The sequence below is a fragment of the Streptomyces sp. NPDC017890 genome, assembly GCF_044328675.1.
GTDB lineage: Bacteria > Actinomycetota > Actinomycetes > Streptomycetales > Streptomycetaceae > Streptomyces.
Window position 1 is genome coordinate 369,179 of the sequence record NZ_JBIRHU010000002.1, and the last position, 16,736, is coordinate 385,914.

Consider the following 16,736-nt stretch of genomic DNA (forward strand, 5'->3'; position numbering starts at 1 on the left):
CACACCATGGCTATCTGGCTCAACAAGGACAGCAAGGTCATCGTCCAGGGCATGACCGGCGCCACCGGCATGAAGCACACCAAGCTCATGCTCGGCGACGGCACCAACGTCGTGGGCGGCGTCAACCCGCGCAAGGCGGGTCAGTCCGTGGACTTCGACGGCAACGAGGTACCGGTCTTCGGTTCCGTCAAGGAGGCCATCGAGAAGACCGGCGCCAACGTCTCCGTCATCTTCGTGCCGGAGAAGTTCACCAAGGACGCCGTCGTCGAGGCCATCGACGCCGAGATCCCGCTGGCCGTCGTGATCACCGAGGGCATCGCCGTGCACGACTCGGCCGCCTTCTGGTCGTACGCCGGCAAGAAGGGCAACAAGACCCGGATCATCGGCCCGAACTGCCCCGGCATCATCACGCCGGGCCAGTCCAACGTCGGCATCATCCCGGGCGACATCACCAAGCCGGGCCGCATCGGTCTGGTCTCGAAGTCCGGCACGCTGACGTACCAGATGATGTACGAGCTGCGTGACATCGGCTTCTCGACCGCCGTCGGTATCGGTGGCGACCCGATCATCGGCACCACGCACATCGACGCGCTCGCCGCGTTCGAGGCCGACCCCGAGACCGACCTGATCGTCATGATCGGCGAGATCGGCGGCGACGCCGAGGAGCGTGCGGCGGAGTACATCTCGAAGAACGTGACCAAGCCGGTCGTCGGCTACGTCGCGGGCTTCACCGCGCCCGAGGGCAAGACCATGGGCCACGCCGGCGCCATCGTCTCCGGTTCGTCCGGCACCGCCCAGGCGAAGCAGGAGGCCCTGGAGGCCGCCGGCGTCAAGGTCGGCAAGACGCCGACCGAGACGGCGAAGCTCGCCCGGGCCATCCTCGCCGGCTGAGCACACCCCGGACGGCCGACCGCCGTCCTCCCACGCCGAGTGGCCCGCCCCGCGTTCAGGGGCGGGCCACTCGGCGTACGGCGCCTCCTCCGGGTCCCGGCGGCGGCGTCGTCCGGGCAGGGGCGGCGCAGTCCTCCGGAGCCGGGCGGCGCCGTCATTCGAGTCGGGGCGTCAGCCGCTCCGGCCCGTCCTGCAACTGGTCCCGCAGCTTCTGCCGCAGCTCCAGCTGCTCGTCCGACAGCGCCCCCGGCGCCACGCGGGGCGGCACCCCGCGCACCGTCTCGCCGGGAGGCACGGGCGGCTCGTAGTGTGTGGGAGCGGTGCGCAGGGTCAGGGCGGTGCTCCCGATCAGGGCGACCGTGAAGGCGATCGCGGCCCGGGTCCAGAACCGCGCCCGGCGTTCGCTGCCCATCCGCACCGTCGGCGGCCTCGCGGCCCGCAGCCGCTCGGTCGCCGCCAGCTCGGTCAGCCGCCGGTGCAGCACCTGCGGGTCGGCCAGCTCGGGCAGCCGGCCGGCGACGGCCTCGCGGGCCCGCAGCAGCCGGTTCGCCGCCGCCGGGGTGCTCGCCTCCGTCTCCGCGGCCGTCTCGGGCAGGCCCAGACCCACACCGTCGTACAGCACGAGCGTGCGGCGGTGCGGTGCGGGGAGCCTGAGGAGGGTGTTCAGCAGCGTACGGTCGCCGGGGTCGGCCGGCGGTGGCTCCGGGTGCCGGTGGCGCAGCCGGAACCGTTGCCAGGGCGAGAGCGCGTACTCGTACGCCGTCGCCCGCACCCAGCCCACCGGATCCCGGTCGCGGGCTACTTCGGGCCAGCGCTCCCAGGCGACTTGGAAGGCACGCTCCACCGACTCGCGCGCCAGCTCACGGCGGCCGGTCAGCAGGAAGGTCTGCCGTACGAGGGCGGGGGCACCGAACTCGTAGAGGGCGTCGAAGGCCTGAGCGGGCGTCAACGCGACCGGCGCGGGCGTCGGCACGGGCTGCGGTCCCGGTTCCGGTTCCGGCCGCGCTTCGGCCTTGCGCTCGGCCTTGCGCTCGGACTCGGGATCGGACTCGGGACCCAGCGCGAGCTCCGGCGCCGGTTCCGGTCCCGGCGCCGGTTCCGGTCCCGGCTCCGTTTCCGACCCGTACGCCCGCTCGGCCAGTGGCTTCGCGGGGAGTACGAGGCTGTCGGCGGCCTCGGCGGAGGCGTTCGCCGATCCGGTGCGGACGGCCACGACGACCGGCACCGGCGCCGGCACCGGTTCCGCGGCGGGCGCCGGACCGGACCGCCGTGCCGTCGACTCCTCGGCCAGGGCGTTCAGCAGCTTCGCGTACGCCTCCCGTTTGCGGCCGCGCGGAGTCGTGCGGCCGCTCTCCCACGCGCGGACCGTCTCGCGGGTGACACCCACCCGCGCCGCGACCTGAGCGTGTGTCAGCGAGGCGGTCTCGCGCAGGCGTCGGCGTGCCTTGGGGGGAGGGAGCGGGGTTGCGGGGCTCCGTGTCACAGGACGCCCCTTCGTACGAAAAAGTACATAAACATATATTGAGCGACACAGCGGGCCTTCGCCTGTTACGCCGGGAAAGCGCGTGTCGTTGGGACCATGGCGGGCGTGACCCAGACGACCGCTTGGCGAGCTTCGCTGTCCCTCCTGCGCACCCGCTGGCGCGACCGGTCTCCCGGACTGGCCGCCGGCTTCCTGGGCGGCGCGGTCGCGGCGGGACTGGGACTGGCGTCGTGCGCCGTGCTCGTGATGGTGCTGTGGGTCAGTTCGCCGTACCCCGACAGCGGGCCCGGCGGCGCCCTGCACGTCGTCGCGGCGCTGTGGGTGCTGACGCACGGAGCCGAACTGGTCCGTGCCGACACGCTCTCCGGCGCCTCCGCGCCCGTGGGCGTCACTCCGTTGCTGCTGCTCCTGCTGCCGGTGTGGCTGCTGCATCGGGCGGCCCGGGAGGCCACGGACTCCGGGGAGGAAGTCGGTCTCGTCGTGGGCGCGGGCGGGGGCGTGAAGGCGGGAGGCGGGCTGTGTCCGGGTGGGAACGGTGCCCTCCCGGACGCCGGACCGCCGCCCGTCTCCGCGCGCAACGCCTGGGCCGGGGTCGTCCTCGGCTACCTCGCCGTCGCCGCGCCCGTCGGCCTGTACTCGGCGGGCGGTGCGCTGCGGCCCTCCTGGTGGGCCGTGGTGTGGCTGCCGCTGGTGGCCATGGGTGCGGCGGGCGCGGGTATGTGGACGGCGTTCGGCCGTCCGGGAGGGCCGATGGGGCGGGCGTTGCGCGTACTGCCCCGGAATCTTCGGGAGCTGGTGGTGGAACCGGACGCGCGCCTGGGCGCCGCGACGCGCGCCGCGGGCGCCGGTGCGGCCGTCCTCGTCGTCGGCGGAGCGCTGCTGCTCGCGATGTCCTTGCTGTGGCACGGAGTCGCCGCCCGGGACGCGTTCCTGGAGCTGACCGAGGGCTGGTCGGGGCATTTCGCCGTGCTGCTGCTCTGTCTGACGCTGGTGCCGAACGCGGCGGTGTGGGCGGCGGCGTACGCCCTCGGTCCCGGTTTCGTGCTCGGCACCGGTCACGTCGTGGACCCCCTCTCCTCCGCTCCCGCCCCGTTGCTGCCGCCGTTTCCGCTGCTGGCGGCGGTGCCGGACGCGGGTCCGGGCACGCCGCTGCACTGGATGGCCGGGGCGGTGCCGCTGGCGGCGGGGGTGGTGGTGGGGTGGTTCACGGCGCGGGCGGCGACAGCGGACGCGGTGGATACGGCGGACGCGGCGCCGGCAGGCGGTGAGGCCACCGGGGCGTGGTCGTGGTGGCGGACCGTTGCCGCCGCCGCGCTGGCCGCCGTCCTGTGCGCGGGCCTCGTCGCCCTGCTGGCCGCGCTGGCGGGCGGGCCGCTCGGGGGTGCCTCCCTGGCCCGGTTCGGGCCGGTGTGGTGGCAGGCCGGGGGCGCGACGCTGGTGTGGATCGGGGTGGTGGCGGTGCCGGCGGCGGTGGTGGCACGGGTGTGGCCGGTCCAGGGGCGCCGCGCTGCCGATGAGGCACGGGAGCCGGAGCCGATGGCGGAGGACGGGACGGAGGAGGACGGGACGGCGGAGGACGCCGGCGGGCGCCGGCGGGAATGGATCCCGTTGCTCTCGGTGGGGCGGTGGTGGGGGCGGGGTCGGGCGGCGGACGGGGGCGGTGATGGCGACGACGATCGGTGACGGCGCCCCGCCGCCGGCAGCCGGACAGGCCGCACGTGCCGTGTCCGGCGTCGAAAGGCGACCTCCGGGCGTGTCAGTCCTCGTTGCCCAGCAGGTCCCGGAGCTGCTCCGGGAGGTGGGTCTCGCAGGACTGCTTCGCCTCGTTGGTCAGGGCGTCGTTCCGGCAGGTGTAGTAGTCGCGGTAGACCAGCTGGGCGCTGAAGGACGCGGCGACCAGGGTGATGGCCAGGGAGGACGTGACGATGCCGCTGATCGCGGCGGTTCGCTGCGGGCGGCCGGTCTGCGCGGCGGGCGGGGCCGGGGTGTCCGGGTCGGCGGCGGCGCGGGGCTTGGCGCTCAGCGCGCTGATGCCCCAGTACAGGGCCAGGGCGCCGAGCAGCAGTGCCACGTACGGCCAGGTGAAGAGCGCGAAGAAGAGGGCCCACATGCCGCTGAGCAGGGCATAGCGGGCACGCCGCTGGGTGGGGTCCGTCGGGTCCCAGCGCGGACCCGTGCCGCCGCCCTGCCCCTCGGGGCCGGAGCCGGACGCGCCGGGCCGCTCGCCGAAGCCGCCGGAGGAGCGGCCGGGCTGCCGGTCGCTCCACTGGCGACCCCACGGTGAACGTCCGCCGTCGCCCTGGGAATCGCCGCCGTCGCCCGACGGGTGCCGAGGCTGCCAGGGGCGGTCCGGTGTGCCCTCCGGGGGTGGTGCGAACGGATTGTCCTTGTCGCCGGCGCCGTCCCGCTCGCCGCTGTTGGTCCCGTCCGGCGGGGTGTCGGGCGGCGAGGAGGGGCGCTCCCGCAGCAACACGGTGCTGCGCCCCCCTGGCTGCGCCGACTGCTGGGGGAGCGTGAGCAGTCGCAGGCTGCGGTCCGGCATCAACTGAGCGTCTTTCCCTTGGCGATAAGGAACGGGCGAACTGGTGGAACGGGCGAACTGGTCGGCACGACTGGTGAACGCGTGACGCACGGATCGCGTTCCCGGTCCGGCTCCACGCAGACGCTACCTTCCGGCCACGCCCCCGTCCCGAGGGGGCCGTCCGGTGTGCCGGTATCGTTGCTGACGGTCGGCCGCTTCGTAGACTTCCCCGTATCCGGGGGCGCGAAGCATTCGTACGACCGCACAAACCGACGAACGTGCAAAACGTACGATCGCGTGGACCGACCCCGTACAGACCCGCTCCCCCGAGAAAGGCCCCACCGTGGCCGCCAAGCCCGTGGCCCAGCGAGCCAAGCGCGTTGTCGTGCTGGTCTCCGGATCCGGCACCAATCTGCAGGCGCTCCTCGACGAGATCGCCGCCACCGGCGTCGAGGCCTACGGGGCCGAGATCGTCGCGGTCGGCGCCGACCGCGACGGCATCGAGGGGCTCGCGCGCGCTGAGCGCGCCGGGCTGCCGACCTTCGTCACGAAGGTCAAGGACTACGGGACCCGCGACGAGTGGGACGTGGCGCTCGCCGAGGCCGTCGCCGCCCACGAGCCGGACCTCGTCGTCTCGGCCGGGTTCATGAGGATCGTGGGCAAGGAGTTCCTGGCCCGCTTCGGGGGGCGGTTCGTCAACACCCACCCCGCCCTCCTCCCCAGCTTCCCGGGGGCCCACGGTGTGCGGGACGCGCTCGCGTACGGCGCCAGGGTCACCGGATGCACCGTCCACTTCGTCGACGACGGCGTCGACACCGGGCCGATCATCGCGCAGGGCGTGGTGGAGGTCCGGGACGAGGACGACGAGAGCGCTCTGCACGAGCGCATCAAGGAAGTCGAGCGAAGGCTGCTCGTCGATGTCGTGGGGCGGCTCGCCCGCAACGGCTATCGCATTGAGGGACGAAAGGTAGTTATCCAGTGACCGCCACCGCCGAGAGCAACAAGCGGGCCATCCGTCGCGCGCTCGTCAGCGTCTACGACAAGACCGGGCTCGAAGACCTCGCCCGCGGGCTCCACGAGGCCGGCGTCGAACTCGTCTCCACCGGGTCCACGGCCGGCCGCATCTCCGCCGCCGGTGTCCCCGTCACCAAGGTCGAGGAGCTCACCGGCTTCCCCGAGTGCCTGGACGGCCGCGTCAAGACCCTGCACCCGAAGGTGCACGCCGGCATCCTCGCCGACCTGCGCCTGGACAGCCACCGCCAGCAGCTCGGCGAGCTGGGCGTGGAGCCGTTCGACCTGGTCGTGGTCAACCTCTACCCGTTCCGTGAGACCGTCGCCTCGGGCGCCACCGCCGACGAGTGCGTCGAGCAGATCGACATCGGCGGCCCCTCCATGGTCCGCGCCGCCGCCAAGAACCACCCCTCCGTCGCGGTCGTCACCAGCCCCGCCCGGTACGCCGACGTGCTCTCCGCCGTGAAGGGCGGCGGCTTCGACCTCGCCGCCCGCAAGCGGCTGGCCGCCGAGGCCTTCCAGCACACCGCCGCGTACGACGTGGCGGTCGCCTCCTGGTTCGCCTCCGAGTACGCCCCCGTGGACGACTCCCAGTTCCCCGACTTCCTCGGCGCCACGTACGACCGCGCGCACACCCTGCGCTACGGCGAGAACCCGCACCAGCCCGCCGCCCTCTACACCTCCCCCGAGGGCGGCGGCCTCGCCGAGGCCGAGCAGCTGCACGGCAAGGAGATGTCGTACAACAACTACACGGACACGGACGCCGCCCGCCGTGCCGCGTACGACCACGACGAGCCCTGCGTCGCGATCATCAAGCACGCCAACCCGTGCGGCATCGCCGTCGGCGCGGACGTCGCCGAGGCCCACCGCAAGGCGCACGCCTGCGACCCGCTGTCCGCGTTCGGCGGCGTGATCGCGGTCAACCGCCCGGTCTCCAAGGAGATGGCCGAGCAGGTCGCCGAGATCTTCACCGAGGTCATCGTCGCGCCGGACTACGAGGACGGCGCCCTCGAAGCTCTCACCAAGAAGAAGAACATCCGCGTGCTGCGCGCCCCCGAGGCGCCCGCCGCCCCCGTCGAGGTCAAGCCGATCGACGGCGGCGCCCTCCTCCAGGTCACCGACCGCCTCCAGGCCGACGGCGACGACCCCGCCACCTGGACGCTCGCCACCGGCGAGGCGCTCTCCCCGTCCGACCTGGCCGACCTGGCCTTCGCCTGGAAGGCGTGCCGGGCCGTCAAGTCCAACGCGATCCTCCTCGCCAAGGACGGCGCCTCCGTCGGCGTCGGCATGGGCCAGGTGAACCGGGTCGACTCCGCGAAGCTGGCGGTGGAGCGGGCGGGCGCCGAGCGCGCGCAGGGGGCGTACGCCGCCTCCGACGCCTTCTTCCCCTTCCCGGACGGCCTGGAGATCCTCACCGCGGCCGGCGTGAAGGCCGTGGTCCAGCCGGGCGGTTCGGTCCGCGACGAGCTGGTCGTCGAGGCGGCGCAGAAGGCCGGCGTGACGATGTACTTCACGGGCACGCGGCACTTCTTCCACTGAGGCCGCTGCGCGAGGGCGTCCTGGTGCACCGGCACCGGGGCGCCCTCCCTCACGCGGGTACGCCCGCCCGCCGCAACGCGTTGTCCCGTGCCGCACGGAACCTTTTGAGCGGGGAGGTGCGCGCGGGCGGCAGCGCCTTCTCCACCTGCTGCTGGGCCCGGGAGACTTGCTCGGCGAGACCGGCGTCGACCTGGCAGGCGGCGTCCCGCACGGCGATCCGCAGTTCCTCCCGTCCCGTGGCGCGCAGCGCGGCCGCGTCGGAGCCGTCGGAGTCGAGCCGCTTCTTCAGCGCCACCAGCGGGTCCTCGCGACGCTCGTACCGGAAGCCCTGGTCCCGCATGCACGCGGCCCACTTCCGCTCGGCCGACTTCACGAGGGGGTGGTCGAGCGTGTCCTTCACGATCGTGTTGCGGAGGTGCTGCACGGCGTAGTGGTCCCGCTCCCAGGAAGCGCCGTACAGCGCCCGGGACGCGGCCGTCACGCAGGAGTCGGTGGACACCGAGACGATCGGCCCGCCCGGCAGCTCGATCTCCTCGCGCGGCCCGTCCGCGGACCCCTTGAGCGCCCCCTCCCACGCGCGACGATCGCTGCCGGCCAGCGCCGACACCCGCTGGGCGTTCGGATCGGCCGGCGGCTTCCTCAGCCTCTCCACGGTCAGGCCGTAGCCGTCCTGGGCGGCGCGGCTCCGCGTCAGCAGGCCGTAGGGACTTTCGGCCGCCCTCCGTCGGACGTCGCCGCCGGGTACCGCGTCGTAGTCGAACCCCCGGCTTGCCATGCACTTCCGTACTTCCTGCTCCTCGGCCGCGTGCAGCGCGGCCGACTCGGCCGCGGTGAAGTGGAGTGCGCCGCCCAGCGGGCGTGGATCAGGCTGCTTCACCGCCGCGGCCTCGCCGCCGGATGACGTGGAGCACCCGGCGGCGAGGAGGGCTGCGGCGGTCAGCCACAGCAGTCTGCGCATGGCGTCAGCACACCCACTTGTTGGAGGCGACGTCATCGGCGTACGTGCCGCTGTAGACCCCGTCGAGGTTGCCGATCATCCAGCCACGGCCGAGGATGAAGTTGTTGCCGCGGTAGTTCGTCTCGTCGAAGATGTGGGCGTCGCAGCTGTTTCCGTTGTTGTAGAGCGACTCGGCGTTGTTGAACTTGTCGTACTGCTCCAGGTTCGCGTTGTCCCCGAACACCTGGCCCGGGGTGCCCCCGCCGTTGTCGGACAGGTAGGCGCACAGGGCTCCGGGGTCGCAGTCGCTCCACGCCGCGCTGGCCGGCGTGGCGGTGGCGGAGATGCCCAGCCCCGCGAGTACCACCGCACCGAGCGTGGCGGCGAGCGTCTTCCTGATCATGTGATGTCCTCCCGTTGGATGTGACTGGATGCGCAGCCATCACTCTGCTCGGGGGGACGAACCCGCGGTACCTCAAACCTTGCAGGGTCACACTTCGCACCAGACCGTTTTGCCGCAACGTCCCTGCTCAACGCCCCAGCGCAGCGCCACCGCGGCCAGCAGCAGGAGGCCCCGGCCGCTCTCGTCGTCGTCGAGGGCGCGGCGCGGCACGAGCCGGGCGTGCGGTGCGAGGTCGGTGACTTCCAGCCGTACGCAGTCCCGCCTCCGTGTCAGCCGCAGGGCCACCGGTGTGCCCTCGCCCACGTGGTCGATGACGTTCGTCAGCAACTCGCTGACACAGAGCTGGACGTCCGGGCAGGGAGAGCCCAGGTACTCGCGGACGTGGCGGCGGACCTCCGGGACCGCCTTGGGGAGCGCGAGCAGGTCCAGGACGAGGGGGTCGGGACTCACGCGCCGGCCGCCTTGCGCAGGACGGCGGTCAGGGCACGGGCGGTCTCCTCGTTGCAGTTGCCGAGCGCGATGAGGGGCGGCGTGCCGTACGCGCTCGCGAAGGTCGGCAGGTCGGTTCCGAGGGAGGGGAGCGTGATGCCGTTCGCCGCCAGGGCGGCCCGGAGCTGTTCGACTTGCGACGTCGTGTCGTGGGGGTGCATGGAGTAGGCCTTTCGCATCCTGTGCGTTCCGTGACGAATTGCTCACAGAGTGGCGCGGGGCGGCGTACCGTGAAAGACGTTTCGGTTGCGCACGGTAACTGGCGAACGGCGGTGGTGGGTTGTGCCTCCTCGTAAGGACACGGACGCTTCGGTGAGCGTCCCCTGTTTCTACGGCGCGGAGTTGCGCTATCAGCGGGAGCGAGCGGGGCTGACGCTGGAGCAGTTGGCCGAGGGCAGTTTCCGGGGGCTCTCGTTCCTCAGCCAGATCGAGCGGGGGGAGCGCAGAATGCCGACGGATCTGGCCAGGCATGTGGACGAGCGGCTGGGGACGGACGGGTTCTTCCAGCGCCGCTGTGAAGACGCGGCCAAGGCGCGGCGGGTGGGCATCGCCGAGTACTTCGCGGATGTCGCCGAACTGGAGAGGCAGGCGGAGGGCATCGAGGAGTGGGCGCCCCTGCTCGTCCCGGGCCTGCTGCAGACCAGCGCGTACGCGAGCGCGATCACGAGAGCGGCGATGTGGCGGGCGTCGGACAACGTGATCGCGGAGAAGGTCAGTGCTCGACTGGAGCGGTCCAGGCTCTTCGAGGGCGAGACTCCGCCCAGGTTCTGGGCGATCCTGGACGGGTCCGTGATCCGGAGACGGGTGCTCCCGCCCGCCGGAATGGCCGAACTGCTGACGCACATCGCAGAACGGGCCAGGGGCACCCGGTCCATTCTGCAAGTCGTTCCGGAAACCGCCGCAGTTCACCCCCTGATGATGGGGATGGCCAAGATCATGACCTTTGCCGACGCGCCTCCGCTGGTGTACACCGAAGGAGAGCACAGCGGCCAAGTAATCGACTATCCGGCTCTCGTGAAGGACTATCGCGAGTCATACGATCTGCTCAGGGCCGCCGCACTGCCGCCGACGGCGTCCCTGGCCATGATCGAGGCTGCGGCAGAGGAGTACCAGGATGAAGCCCAACAGCAGGATCGACCTGAACTCCGTGCGGTGGCGGAAGAGTAGCTACAGCAACGGGACCGGCGGTGACTGCGTCGAGGTGACCGACGATCTCCCCGGCCTCGTCCCCGTCCGCGACTCCAAGAACCCGCACGGTCCCGCCCTGCTCTTCCCCTCCGAGGCCTGGTCGGCCTTCGTCGGCGCGCTCTGAGCCCAGGCCCGGGACAGGATGTGGCCGCAGCTGTCCACCCACCGGTGGGCAGCGGTCGGTGAGGACGTCAGGACTCCCCGTCCTCGCGCAGCGCACGCCAGGTCCCCGGCCCGACCACCCCGTCCGCGTCCAGCCCCGCCCGCTTCTGGAAGATGACGACGGCTCCGTGGGTCATCGGGCCGAAGTCGCCGTCCACCTCGCCGACCTCTTCGATTCCGTGCAGATGCCTGAGCAGGCACTGCAACTCCCTGACCTGGCTTCCTCCGTCTCCCCGCTTGACGGTGAAGTCCCAGGTGCCGCTGTGGCCCGCCATGTATCCACTGCCGTTGGCGTCCTCGTACACCACGGGCTTCTCGCAGGTGGGAGGCGCCGCGGCGGCCGGGGCCGGCTCCCACGGGGCGGTGTAGGCCAGGCTCACGGCCCCCACGATCGCCGCCGCGATCGCCGCCGCCAGAACAGGGCGCCGCCACCGCCGGGGACGCAGCCTCGGCAGCCGGGCCGACCGTGAGGTGCCCGCGGCCTCCTCCACCCGGCGCAGCAGCGCGGCGGTGTCCGTGGGGCGTCCCGCGTGGGTCGGGGCCAGACAGTCCCGCAGGACGTCCCGCCAGGCCTCGGGGAGGCCGGGGGACAGGCGCAGTTCCTCACGGCCGTGCGCGTAGCGCGTCGCCGCGTCGGCGCGCGCCTCCGGGGTGGCGCCGGGCAGCGGGAACGCTCCCGTGAGGACCACGTGCGCGAGGACACCGAAGGCCCAGACGTCGGCCGAGGGGCGGATCCGCGTCCCGCGCTCGTCGACCTCGGGCCACAGGAGTTCGGGCGGGGTGTAGTCCGGCGTGGCGAAGGCGGGGGTGTAGGCGTGCGTGCCCTGCATCTCGGCGGCCATGTTGAAGTCGGCGAGCCGGGCCGAACCGTCCGCCATCAGCAGCACGTTGGCCGGTTTCAGGTCCCCGTGCACCCAGCCGGCGTGGTGCAGCTGGTGCAGGCCCTCGCAGACCTGCGCCAGCAGGGCGGGGCCGGCGTCCGGGGACGGGGCCCGCGCCAGTAAGGCGTCCAGGGACCCCTCGGCCCGCTCCAGCACCAGGACGGTGGCGCCGTCCAGCTCGGGGTGGTCCGGGTCGTCGACCGTCAGCGTGTCGTACATCCGGATCAGCCGGGGCGAGTGGAGCCGTCGCAGCAACTGCACCTCGCGTTCGGCCAGGTCGCGCAGGTGGTGCAGCTGGCGCGGGGTGCGGGTGCCGGTGGACAGGAACTTCAGCGCCACCCGGCGCGGCAGCTCGCCCTCGCCGGCGGTGCGGGCCGCGTCGTAGACAGTGGCGAACGCGCCGGACCCGAGCGGCTCGCGGACCTCCCACGGCCCGATCCGGTAGCCCTTCGGCACCGGAACCGCGTACGGCCGCCCGGTCACCGTGCCGCTCCGCTCGGAATCGGCGCGAGCACCACGAGGTCGTCCTCGCGGACCAGGTCGAAACGGAGGGCGAGGGAGGCCAGGGACTCCTTCTTGCCGTGCGTGCGCCTGCCCGGTTCCGCGGTGTCCGGGCCGGGCCTCAGCCGTAGTTTGACGGCGAGGTAGTCGATGTTCCAGTAGACGGCGGAACGGCTGACCTTGGGCCAGCTGGGGCGCAGCCGCTCCACTATCTCCTCGACGGCGGGCAGCGGGGCGCACGGCTCCCCGCGCAGGCGCCGCTCACACAGGGCGGCCAGGACCGCGAAGTACCGTTTGGTGCGGTCCAGGGCGAACGCCGGGACGGTACCGGCCCCTTCCAGTCCGCGGCGCTCGATGCTGCGGAAGGCGTGCCGCGGTGCCCAGACGTCGAAGGTGAGCAGGTCACCCGCGGCGGGCAGGGTCACGCGCGCCAGTTCGAACGGTACGGGCGCCTCCACCCGGCCCGGAGCGACCTTGACGTGCTCGCCGGCGCCCTCCGGGTTCTCCACCACGTAGGTCTGGTCCTCGCTGAGGTTGCTCAGCAGCCAGAACGTCCGGTGCGCCGTGATCTCCCCGGCGATCCGGGGCACTCCCGCGTGTGCGATGGCGAGTCCGCCGCCGTGCGGTTCGGCTCTGCCGAACTCGACGCGCTCACCCGCGCTGATCCTGATCTGGTCGGTCGCACTGCCGCACGACGGCGGCACGACGATGATGCTGTACATGGAGTCGTCCCCCTCCCCCGATTGCTCGGGGTCAACATTCCCCAGTCCAACGGCGGGCAGGCTACGGGAAGCGGGTGATGGCGACCTACGCATTCCGGCGCGTCGGCGCGTCGGCGGACTTCGGACGGAGACGGCGGAGACGGCGGAGACGGCGGAGACGGCGGAGACGGCGAAGAACGCACAGCAGCGGCCCCCGGCCCCTCCGTGGAGGGAACCAGGGGCCGCCGTCCGGGCAGGCTCCGGGGAGCGGATCAGCAGGGGCGCAGGGACCAGATCGGGTCCCAGGTGGCCGTGCCGGCCTGGTAGGCCGTCGACGTCCAGCGGACGCTGCCGTCCCTGTTGAAGAACTTGGCGACCGTGCCCGGTGTCTGGTTGTTGGTGAACGGGCCGTTGCCGGTCCAGTTGGTGACGTTCCACGTCTGGCACTTGTAGAAGTCGAACTTGGTGCCGTTGACGATCATGCACAGGTGGCCGTAGCCACAGGCCAGATCCCGGGCGGCCTTGGTCCTGGGCGCCTCGGTGACGGTCAGTCCCTCGTACGTGACCGCGTCGGCGGTCACGCGCAGGGGCTCGGGCTTGTCGGCCAGCACCTCCTCGGCCGCCTGCTGGAGAGCGGTCACCCGGGTGCCGGCCGGGTCGGCGGCGGTGGCCGTGAGCGTGGAGCCGGCGACCAGGGCCGAGGCCGCGAGGAGCAGCGCGGCGGGTTTGATGATGTTCACTGTGTTTCCCCCATGAACGTCGGTGTCGTACCGCCGAAGCGGTGTGCTCACACCGTGCCCGGGGCGTCGGCCGCGCGGTACCTCGTAACTCTCAGGGTCACTTCCGCCCGGGCGGCGTGTACTCCTTGAGGTGGTGAGCGACGCGGTCGGCGTAGGCGCGGTACTTCGGGGGAACCCCGCCCGCGTCGTTCACCTTGCCGTACGACGTCCGGTAGGCGACGGCGATCAGCACCCGCCGGTCGCCCGGCAGGCCGGTGTCGAGGCGGGGCGTGATCCAGCACAGGTAGCGGCCCATCGCCGGGACGGACTCGGCCGGCGGGAACGGGGGCTCGGGCACGGTCTCACCGGGTGTGCCGTCCTCGTTCATCCACCAGCGCAGGACGGTCGGGGTCCAGCGGGCGATGCCGTACTCGTCGTTGACGGGGTCGGCGAGGTCCGGGTCGAAGTCGCTCTCCACCTTCAGTATGGCCGCGATCAGCGGCGGGCTGACCTCCTCGCGGCCGCAGTCGTGCGCCGTTTCGACGATGAGCAGGCGGTAGGCGGGCGGCACACCCCGGTCGGTGCGCAGCTCGGCGGCGCCGTGGGAGGCGGCGGAGACGGTCGCGGTGCCGCCCCCGGAGCCCCGGACGCCGGACTCGGGGCCGCCGCCGTCGCTCCGGGTGGCGAGGCCGTAGCCGAGCACCGCGGCGGCCACGGCGGCGGCCGCCGCGGCGAGGGCCGTCCGGCGGGGGCGGCGCGGGCGGTACGCCAGGGCGGACCGGCCGCTGGTACCGCCCGTGACCGCCGCCACCCGTCGTGACAGGGCGTCCGTGCCGATGCGTTCGGCGTGCGTACGGGTCAGGCACGCGCGCACGGTCTCCCGCCACACCTCGGGCAGCGCGGGCGACAGCCGCAGTTCCTCGGTGCCGCGCGCGTAGGCGGCCCCGGCGTCGCGGCGGGCCGTCGGGGTGCCGCCGGGCAGCGGGAAGGACCCGGTGAGCACGAGGTGGGCGAGGACGCCGAAGGCCCAGACGTCGGCGGAGGGGCGGATGCGGCGGCCGCGTTCACCGATCTCGGACCAGAGCAGTTCGGGTGGCGTGTAGTCCGGGGTGGAGAAGGCGGGGGTGTAGGCGTGCGTGCCTTCCAGCTCGGCCGCCATGTTGAAGTCGGCGAGCCGGGCCGAACCGTCGCTCATCAGCAGCACGTTGGCCGGTTTGAGGTCCCCGTGCACCCACCCGGCACGGTGCAGCTGGGTCAGGCCCTCGCAGACCTGCCCGAGCAGCGCGGGCCCGGCGGCCGGGCGCGGCGACGCGGACAGCAGGGCGGACAGCGAGCCCTCCGCCTTCTCCAGTACGAGGACGGTGGCGCCGTCGAGGGCGGGGCGGGCCGGGTCGTCGACGACGAGACTCTCGTACATCCGCACCAGCCGGGGCCGCCGCAGCCTGCGGTGCAACTCGACCTCCCGCTCGACGAGTTCCCGCAGGTGGGACAGCTGTCGTGGCGTGCCCGTACCGGTGGGCAGGAACTTCAGGGCGGCCGTGCGCGGCAGGCCGGTGGCGTCGCCGTCACCGACGCGGCGGGCCTCGTACACGCTGCCGAAGGCGCCCGTGGCGATCGGCGCCCGCACCTCCCAGACGCCGACCCGGTAGCCCTTCGGCACGGTGACGGCGTACGGCTCGGTCACCGGGGCACCCGGCGCGGCGGTGCCGTGAGGACCACCAGGTCGTCCTCCCGTACGAGGTCGAAGCGGAGCGCCATGGAGACCAGGGACTCCTTCTTGCCGTTGAGCCGCGCGCCCGCCTCCGCCGTCTCCGGGCCCGGCTTCAGACGCAGCTTCACCGCGAGGTAGTCGATGTTCCACTGGACGGACGTGCGTGACGCGGCCGGCCAGCCGGGCCGCAGCCGCTCGACGACCTGCTCGACGGTCGGCAGCGGCGCGTGCGGTGCCCCGCGCAGCCGTGGCTCGCACAGGGCGGCCAGCACCGCGAAGTACCGCTTGGTGCGGTCCACGGAGAAGGCCGGGGCGGTCGGCTCACCGTCGCCGCCGTCCTCGGCGCACAGGTAGTCGTGGCGTGGCGCCCACACCTCGACCGGCAGCAGGTCGCCGGCGGCGGGCAGCACGATCCGCGAGAACTCGAACGGCACCGGGGCGTCCAGCCTGCCCGGCGCCACCTTGATGTGCTCGCCGGCGCCCTCCGGGTTCTCCACCACGTAGGTCTGGTGGGCGGAGAGGTTGCTCATGGTCCAGAAGGTGCCGTGGGCGGTGATCTCACCGGCTCTGCGGGACACTCCGTCGTGCCCGATCAGCAGGCCGCCCTCGGGCACGGACCGCCCGAAGACGAGGCGCTCGCCGGGTGCGAGCCGGATCTGGGTGCGGGTGCGTTCGTCCTCCGTGGTCGGCGGAGGTACCACGATGATGCTGTACAAGGTGCGTCTCCCGGTGCCTGACGGCTACCCACGTCAGACTATTGCGACGCAGCAGGGCCGTGTCTCCCTCGTACGGGTGAGACACGGCCCTGTGGCGCGATTGGCGCGAAAGCGCTCCGCGGTGTTCCGGTGAGGACTTCGGCGGCTGCTTCAGTAGCGCGGGCGCTGGAACCAGGCGGCGCCGTTGCGGTTGCCGACGAACACGGCTATCAGGATGCCGAGCACCAGGTGGATGATGCCGAACAGGGTGAACGGGTAGACGGCGATGATCGCGGTGAGGATGCCGAAGACCAGGGCGGTGACGCGCAGGCCGTTGCCGCCGGAGTTGAACTTCACGGCCAGGACGAGCGCCCAGACGCCCCAGACCAGCGCGAGCACCGCGATGCCCCACAGCGCGCCGGTCGGGTAGTCGGCCAGTTCCTCGAACGCGGGATCGTCCTTGGCCTGGTCGACGGCGGCTGCCGAGAAGGCGAACAGGACGGTGCCGATGACCTGGAAGCCGACGATCACCCAGAGCATGACGCGGGCGGCGCTCACGGTGCCCGGCATCGAGGTGGGAGCGCCGCCGCCGTAGGGCTGCTGCACGGGCGGTGCCGACGGGTAGCCGTAGCCGGGCTGCCCCGGGTGCTGCTGCTGGGGATAGCCGTAGCCCGGCTGGCCCTGGGGCGGCTGCTGGGGATGGCCGTAGCCCGGCTGCTGGCCCTGCGGCGCACCGTAGGGGTTGTTCGGGTCGCCGAAACTCATGTCGGGACTTCCTCCGTCGCTGTCGAGTGCGGGGACGACGCGCGGCTCGACGCGGAGGAGGTTCTTCGTAGCGGTTCGTCCCCCCGGTACGGCCCCGCGGCACTGTGCTGCCCAATCGTTCTTGACCGGTCTCCTACTT

18 protein-coding genes are annotated in these 16,736 nt (G+C 72.7%); 6 read left to right on the forward strand and 12 right to left on the reverse strand.

All coding sequences use genetic code 11. The annotated features are described in order from the left end of the window. Positions 1-6: 6 nt before the first annotated feature. On the forward strand, positions 7-891 hold the full coding sequence (gene sucD, locus ACH4F2_RS04615; protein WP_398131192.1) for a succinate--CoA ligase subunit alpha: 885 nt from the start codon (positions 7-9) through the stop codon (positions 889-891). 154 nt (positions 892-1,045) lie between these two features. Here sucD and ACH4F2_RS04620 read toward each other — a convergent pair whose 3' ends face one another. Beyond that, positions 1,046-2,374, reverse strand: a complete 1,329-nt coding sequence (locus ACH4F2_RS04620; RefSeq protein WP_398131193.1) for a helix-turn-helix domain-containing protein — start codon at positions 2,372-2,374, stop codon at positions 1,046-1,048. 96 nt (positions 2,375-2,470) lie between these two features. Between ACH4F2_RS04620 and ACH4F2_RS04625 the strand changes: the two genes are divergently transcribed. After that, on the forward strand, positions 2,471-4,057 hold the full coding sequence (locus ACH4F2_RS04625) for a DUF6350 family protein (RefSeq protein WP_398131194.1): 1,587 nt from the start codon (positions 2,471-2,473) through the stop codon (positions 4,055-4,057). 73 nt (positions 4,058-4,130) lie between these two features. Here the strand turns inward: ACH4F2_RS04625 and ACH4F2_RS04630 are convergent, their stop codons facing one another. Beyond that, complete coding sequence (locus ACH4F2_RS04630) at positions 4,131-4,916, reverse strand: hypothetical protein (RefSeq protein WP_398131195.1); 786 nt, start codon at positions 4,914-4,916, stop codon at positions 4,131-4,133. A gap of 322 nt (positions 4,917-5,238) precedes the next feature. Between ACH4F2_RS04630 and purN the strand changes: the two genes are divergently transcribed. Together purN and purH are read left to right on the forward strand one after the other, a co-directional pair. Further along, a complete protein-coding gene (gene purN / locus ACH4F2_RS04635) occupies positions 5,239-5,877 on the forward strand; it encodes a phosphoribosylglycinamide formyltransferase (protein ID WP_398131196.1) in 639 nt (212 codons plus the stop codon). Next, positions 5,874-7,445, forward strand: a complete 1,572-nt coding sequence (purH, locus tag ACH4F2_RS04640) for a bifunctional phosphoribosylaminoimidazolecarboxamide formyltransferase/IMP cyclohydrolase (RefSeq protein WP_398131197.1) — start codon at positions 5,874-5,876, stop codon at positions 7,443-7,445. Before purN ends, purH begins: the two co-directional genes overlap by 4 nt. Positions 7,446-7,494: 49 nt before the next feature. Here the strand turns inward: purH and ACH4F2_RS04645 are convergent, their stop codons facing one another. The 4 genes from ACH4F2_RS04645 to ACH4F2_RS04660 form a co-directional block, all read right to left on the reverse strand. Next, positions 7,495-8,403, reverse strand: coding sequence for a hypothetical protein (locus ACH4F2_RS04645; RefSeq protein ID WP_398131198.1), 909 nt, complete (start codon positions 8,401-8,403; stop codon positions 7,495-7,497). A gap of 4 nt (positions 8,404-8,407) precedes the next feature. Beyond that, positions 8,408-8,785 (reverse strand): peptidase inhibitor family I36 protein, encoded by a 378-nt coding sequence (locus ACH4F2_RS04650; RefSeq protein WP_398131199.1) that lies wholly within the window; start codon positions 8,783-8,785, stop codon positions 8,408-8,410. 87 nt (positions 8,786-8,872) lie between these two features. Then, on the reverse strand, positions 8,873-9,235 hold the full coding sequence (locus ACH4F2_RS04655) for an ATP-binding protein (protein WP_398131200.1): 363 nt from the start codon (positions 9,233-9,235) through the stop codon (positions 8,873-8,875). Further along, complete coding sequence (locus ACH4F2_RS04660) at positions 9,232-9,453, reverse strand: hypothetical protein (protein WP_398131201.1); 222 nt, start codon at positions 9,451-9,453, stop codon at positions 9,232-9,234. The genes ACH4F2_RS04655 and ACH4F2_RS04660 overlap by 4 nt, the downstream gene beginning before the upstream one ends. 103 nt (positions 9,454-9,556) lie before the next feature. Here ACH4F2_RS04660 and ACH4F2_RS04665 point away from each other — a divergent pair, with 103 nt between their 5' ends. After that, positions 9,557-10,441 carry a Scr1 family TA system antitoxin-like transcriptional regulator gene (locus ACH4F2_RS04665; protein WP_398131202.1) on the forward strand — a complete coding sequence of 295 codons (885 nt, stop codon included), beginning with the start codon at positions 9,557-9,559 and terminating at the stop codon, positions 10,439-10,441. Next, positions 10,389-10,586, forward strand: coding sequence for a DUF397 domain-containing protein (locus tag ACH4F2_RS04670; protein WP_398131203.1), 198 nt, complete (start codon positions 10,389-10,391; stop codon positions 10,584-10,586). Before ACH4F2_RS04665 ends, ACH4F2_RS04670 begins: the two co-directional genes overlap by 53 nt. Positions 10,587-10,653: 67 nt before the next feature. Here the strand turns inward: ACH4F2_RS04670 and ACH4F2_RS04675 are convergent, their stop codons facing one another. The 6 genes from ACH4F2_RS04675 to ACH4F2_RS04700 form a co-directional block, all read right to left on the reverse strand. Beyond that, on the reverse strand, positions 10,654-11,988 hold the full coding sequence (locus ACH4F2_RS04675) for a protein kinase (protein ID WP_398131204.1): 1,335 nt from the start codon (positions 11,986-11,988) through the stop codon (positions 10,654-10,656). Then, entirely contained in the window at positions 11,985-12,728 is a 744-nt protein-coding gene (locus ACH4F2_RS04680; RefSeq protein WP_398131205.1) for an FHA domain-containing protein, read from the reverse strand. The genes ACH4F2_RS04675 and ACH4F2_RS04680 overlap by 4 nt, the downstream gene beginning before the upstream one ends. Positions 12,729-12,979: 251 nt before the next feature. Next, complete coding sequence (locus ACH4F2_RS04685; protein WP_398131206.1) at positions 12,980-13,447, reverse strand: hypothetical protein; 468 nt, start codon at positions 13,445-13,447, stop codon at positions 12,980-12,982. Positions 13,448-13,544: 97 nt separating this feature from the next. Continuing rightward, positions 13,545-15,110 carry a serine/threonine protein kinase gene (locus tag ACH4F2_RS04690; protein WP_398131207.1) on the reverse strand — a complete coding sequence of 522 codons (1,566 nt, stop codon included), beginning with the start codon at positions 15,108-15,110 and terminating at the stop codon, positions 13,545-13,547. After that, positions 15,107-15,853, reverse strand: a complete 747-nt coding sequence (locus tag ACH4F2_RS04695) for an FHA domain-containing protein (protein ID WP_398131208.1) — start codon at positions 15,851-15,853, stop codon at positions 15,107-15,109. Before ACH4F2_RS04695 ends, ACH4F2_RS04690 begins: the two co-directional genes overlap by 4 nt. Before the next feature lie 150 nt (positions 15,854-16,003). Continuing rightward, positions 16,004-16,597, reverse strand: coding sequence for a hypothetical protein (locus ACH4F2_RS04700; protein ID WP_398131209.1), 594 nt, complete (start codon positions 16,595-16,597; stop codon positions 16,004-16,006). Positions 16,598-16,736: the final 139 nt, after the last annotated feature.

Excerpts from the sequence above, each read along its gene's own strand:
- ACH4F2_RS04650 (WP_398131199.1), bottom strand. The coding sequence starts at position 8,785 with ATGATCAGGAAGACGCTCGCCGCCACGCTCGGTGCGGTGGTACTCGCG.
- ACH4F2_RS04625 (WP_398131194.1), top strand. The coding sequence starts at position 2,471 with ATGGCGGGCGTGACCCAGACGACCGCTTGGCGAGCTTCGCTGTCCCTC.
- ACH4F2_RS04645 (WP_398131198.1), bottom strand. The coding sequence starts at position 8,403 with ATGCGCAGACTGCTGTGGCTGACCGCCGCAGCCCTCCTCGCCGCCGGG.
- sucD (WP_398131192.1), top strand. The coding sequence starts at position 7 with ATGGCTATCTGGCTCAACAAGGACAGCAAGGTCATCGTCCAGGGCATG.
- ACH4F2_RS04700 (WP_398131209.1), bottom strand. The coding sequence starts at position 16,597 with ATGAGTTTCGGCGACCCGAACAACCCCTACGGTGCGCCGCAGGGCCAG.
- ACH4F2_RS04680 (WP_398131205.1), bottom strand. The coding sequence starts at position 12,728 with ATGTACAGCATCATCGTCGTGCCGCCGTCGTGCGGCAGTGCGACCGAC.
- ACH4F2_RS04670 (WP_398131203.1), top strand. The coding sequence starts at position 10,389 with ATGAAGCCCAACAGCAGGATCGACCTGAACTCCGTGCGGTGGCGGAAG.
- ACH4F2_RS04630 (WP_398131195.1), bottom strand. The coding sequence starts at position 4,916 with ATGCCGGACCGCAGCCTGCGACTGCTCACGCTCCCCCAGCAGTCGGCG.
- ACH4F2_RS04660 (WP_398131201.1), bottom strand. The coding sequence starts at position 9,453 with ATGCGAAAGGCCTACTCCATGCACCCCCACGACACGACGTCGCAAGTC.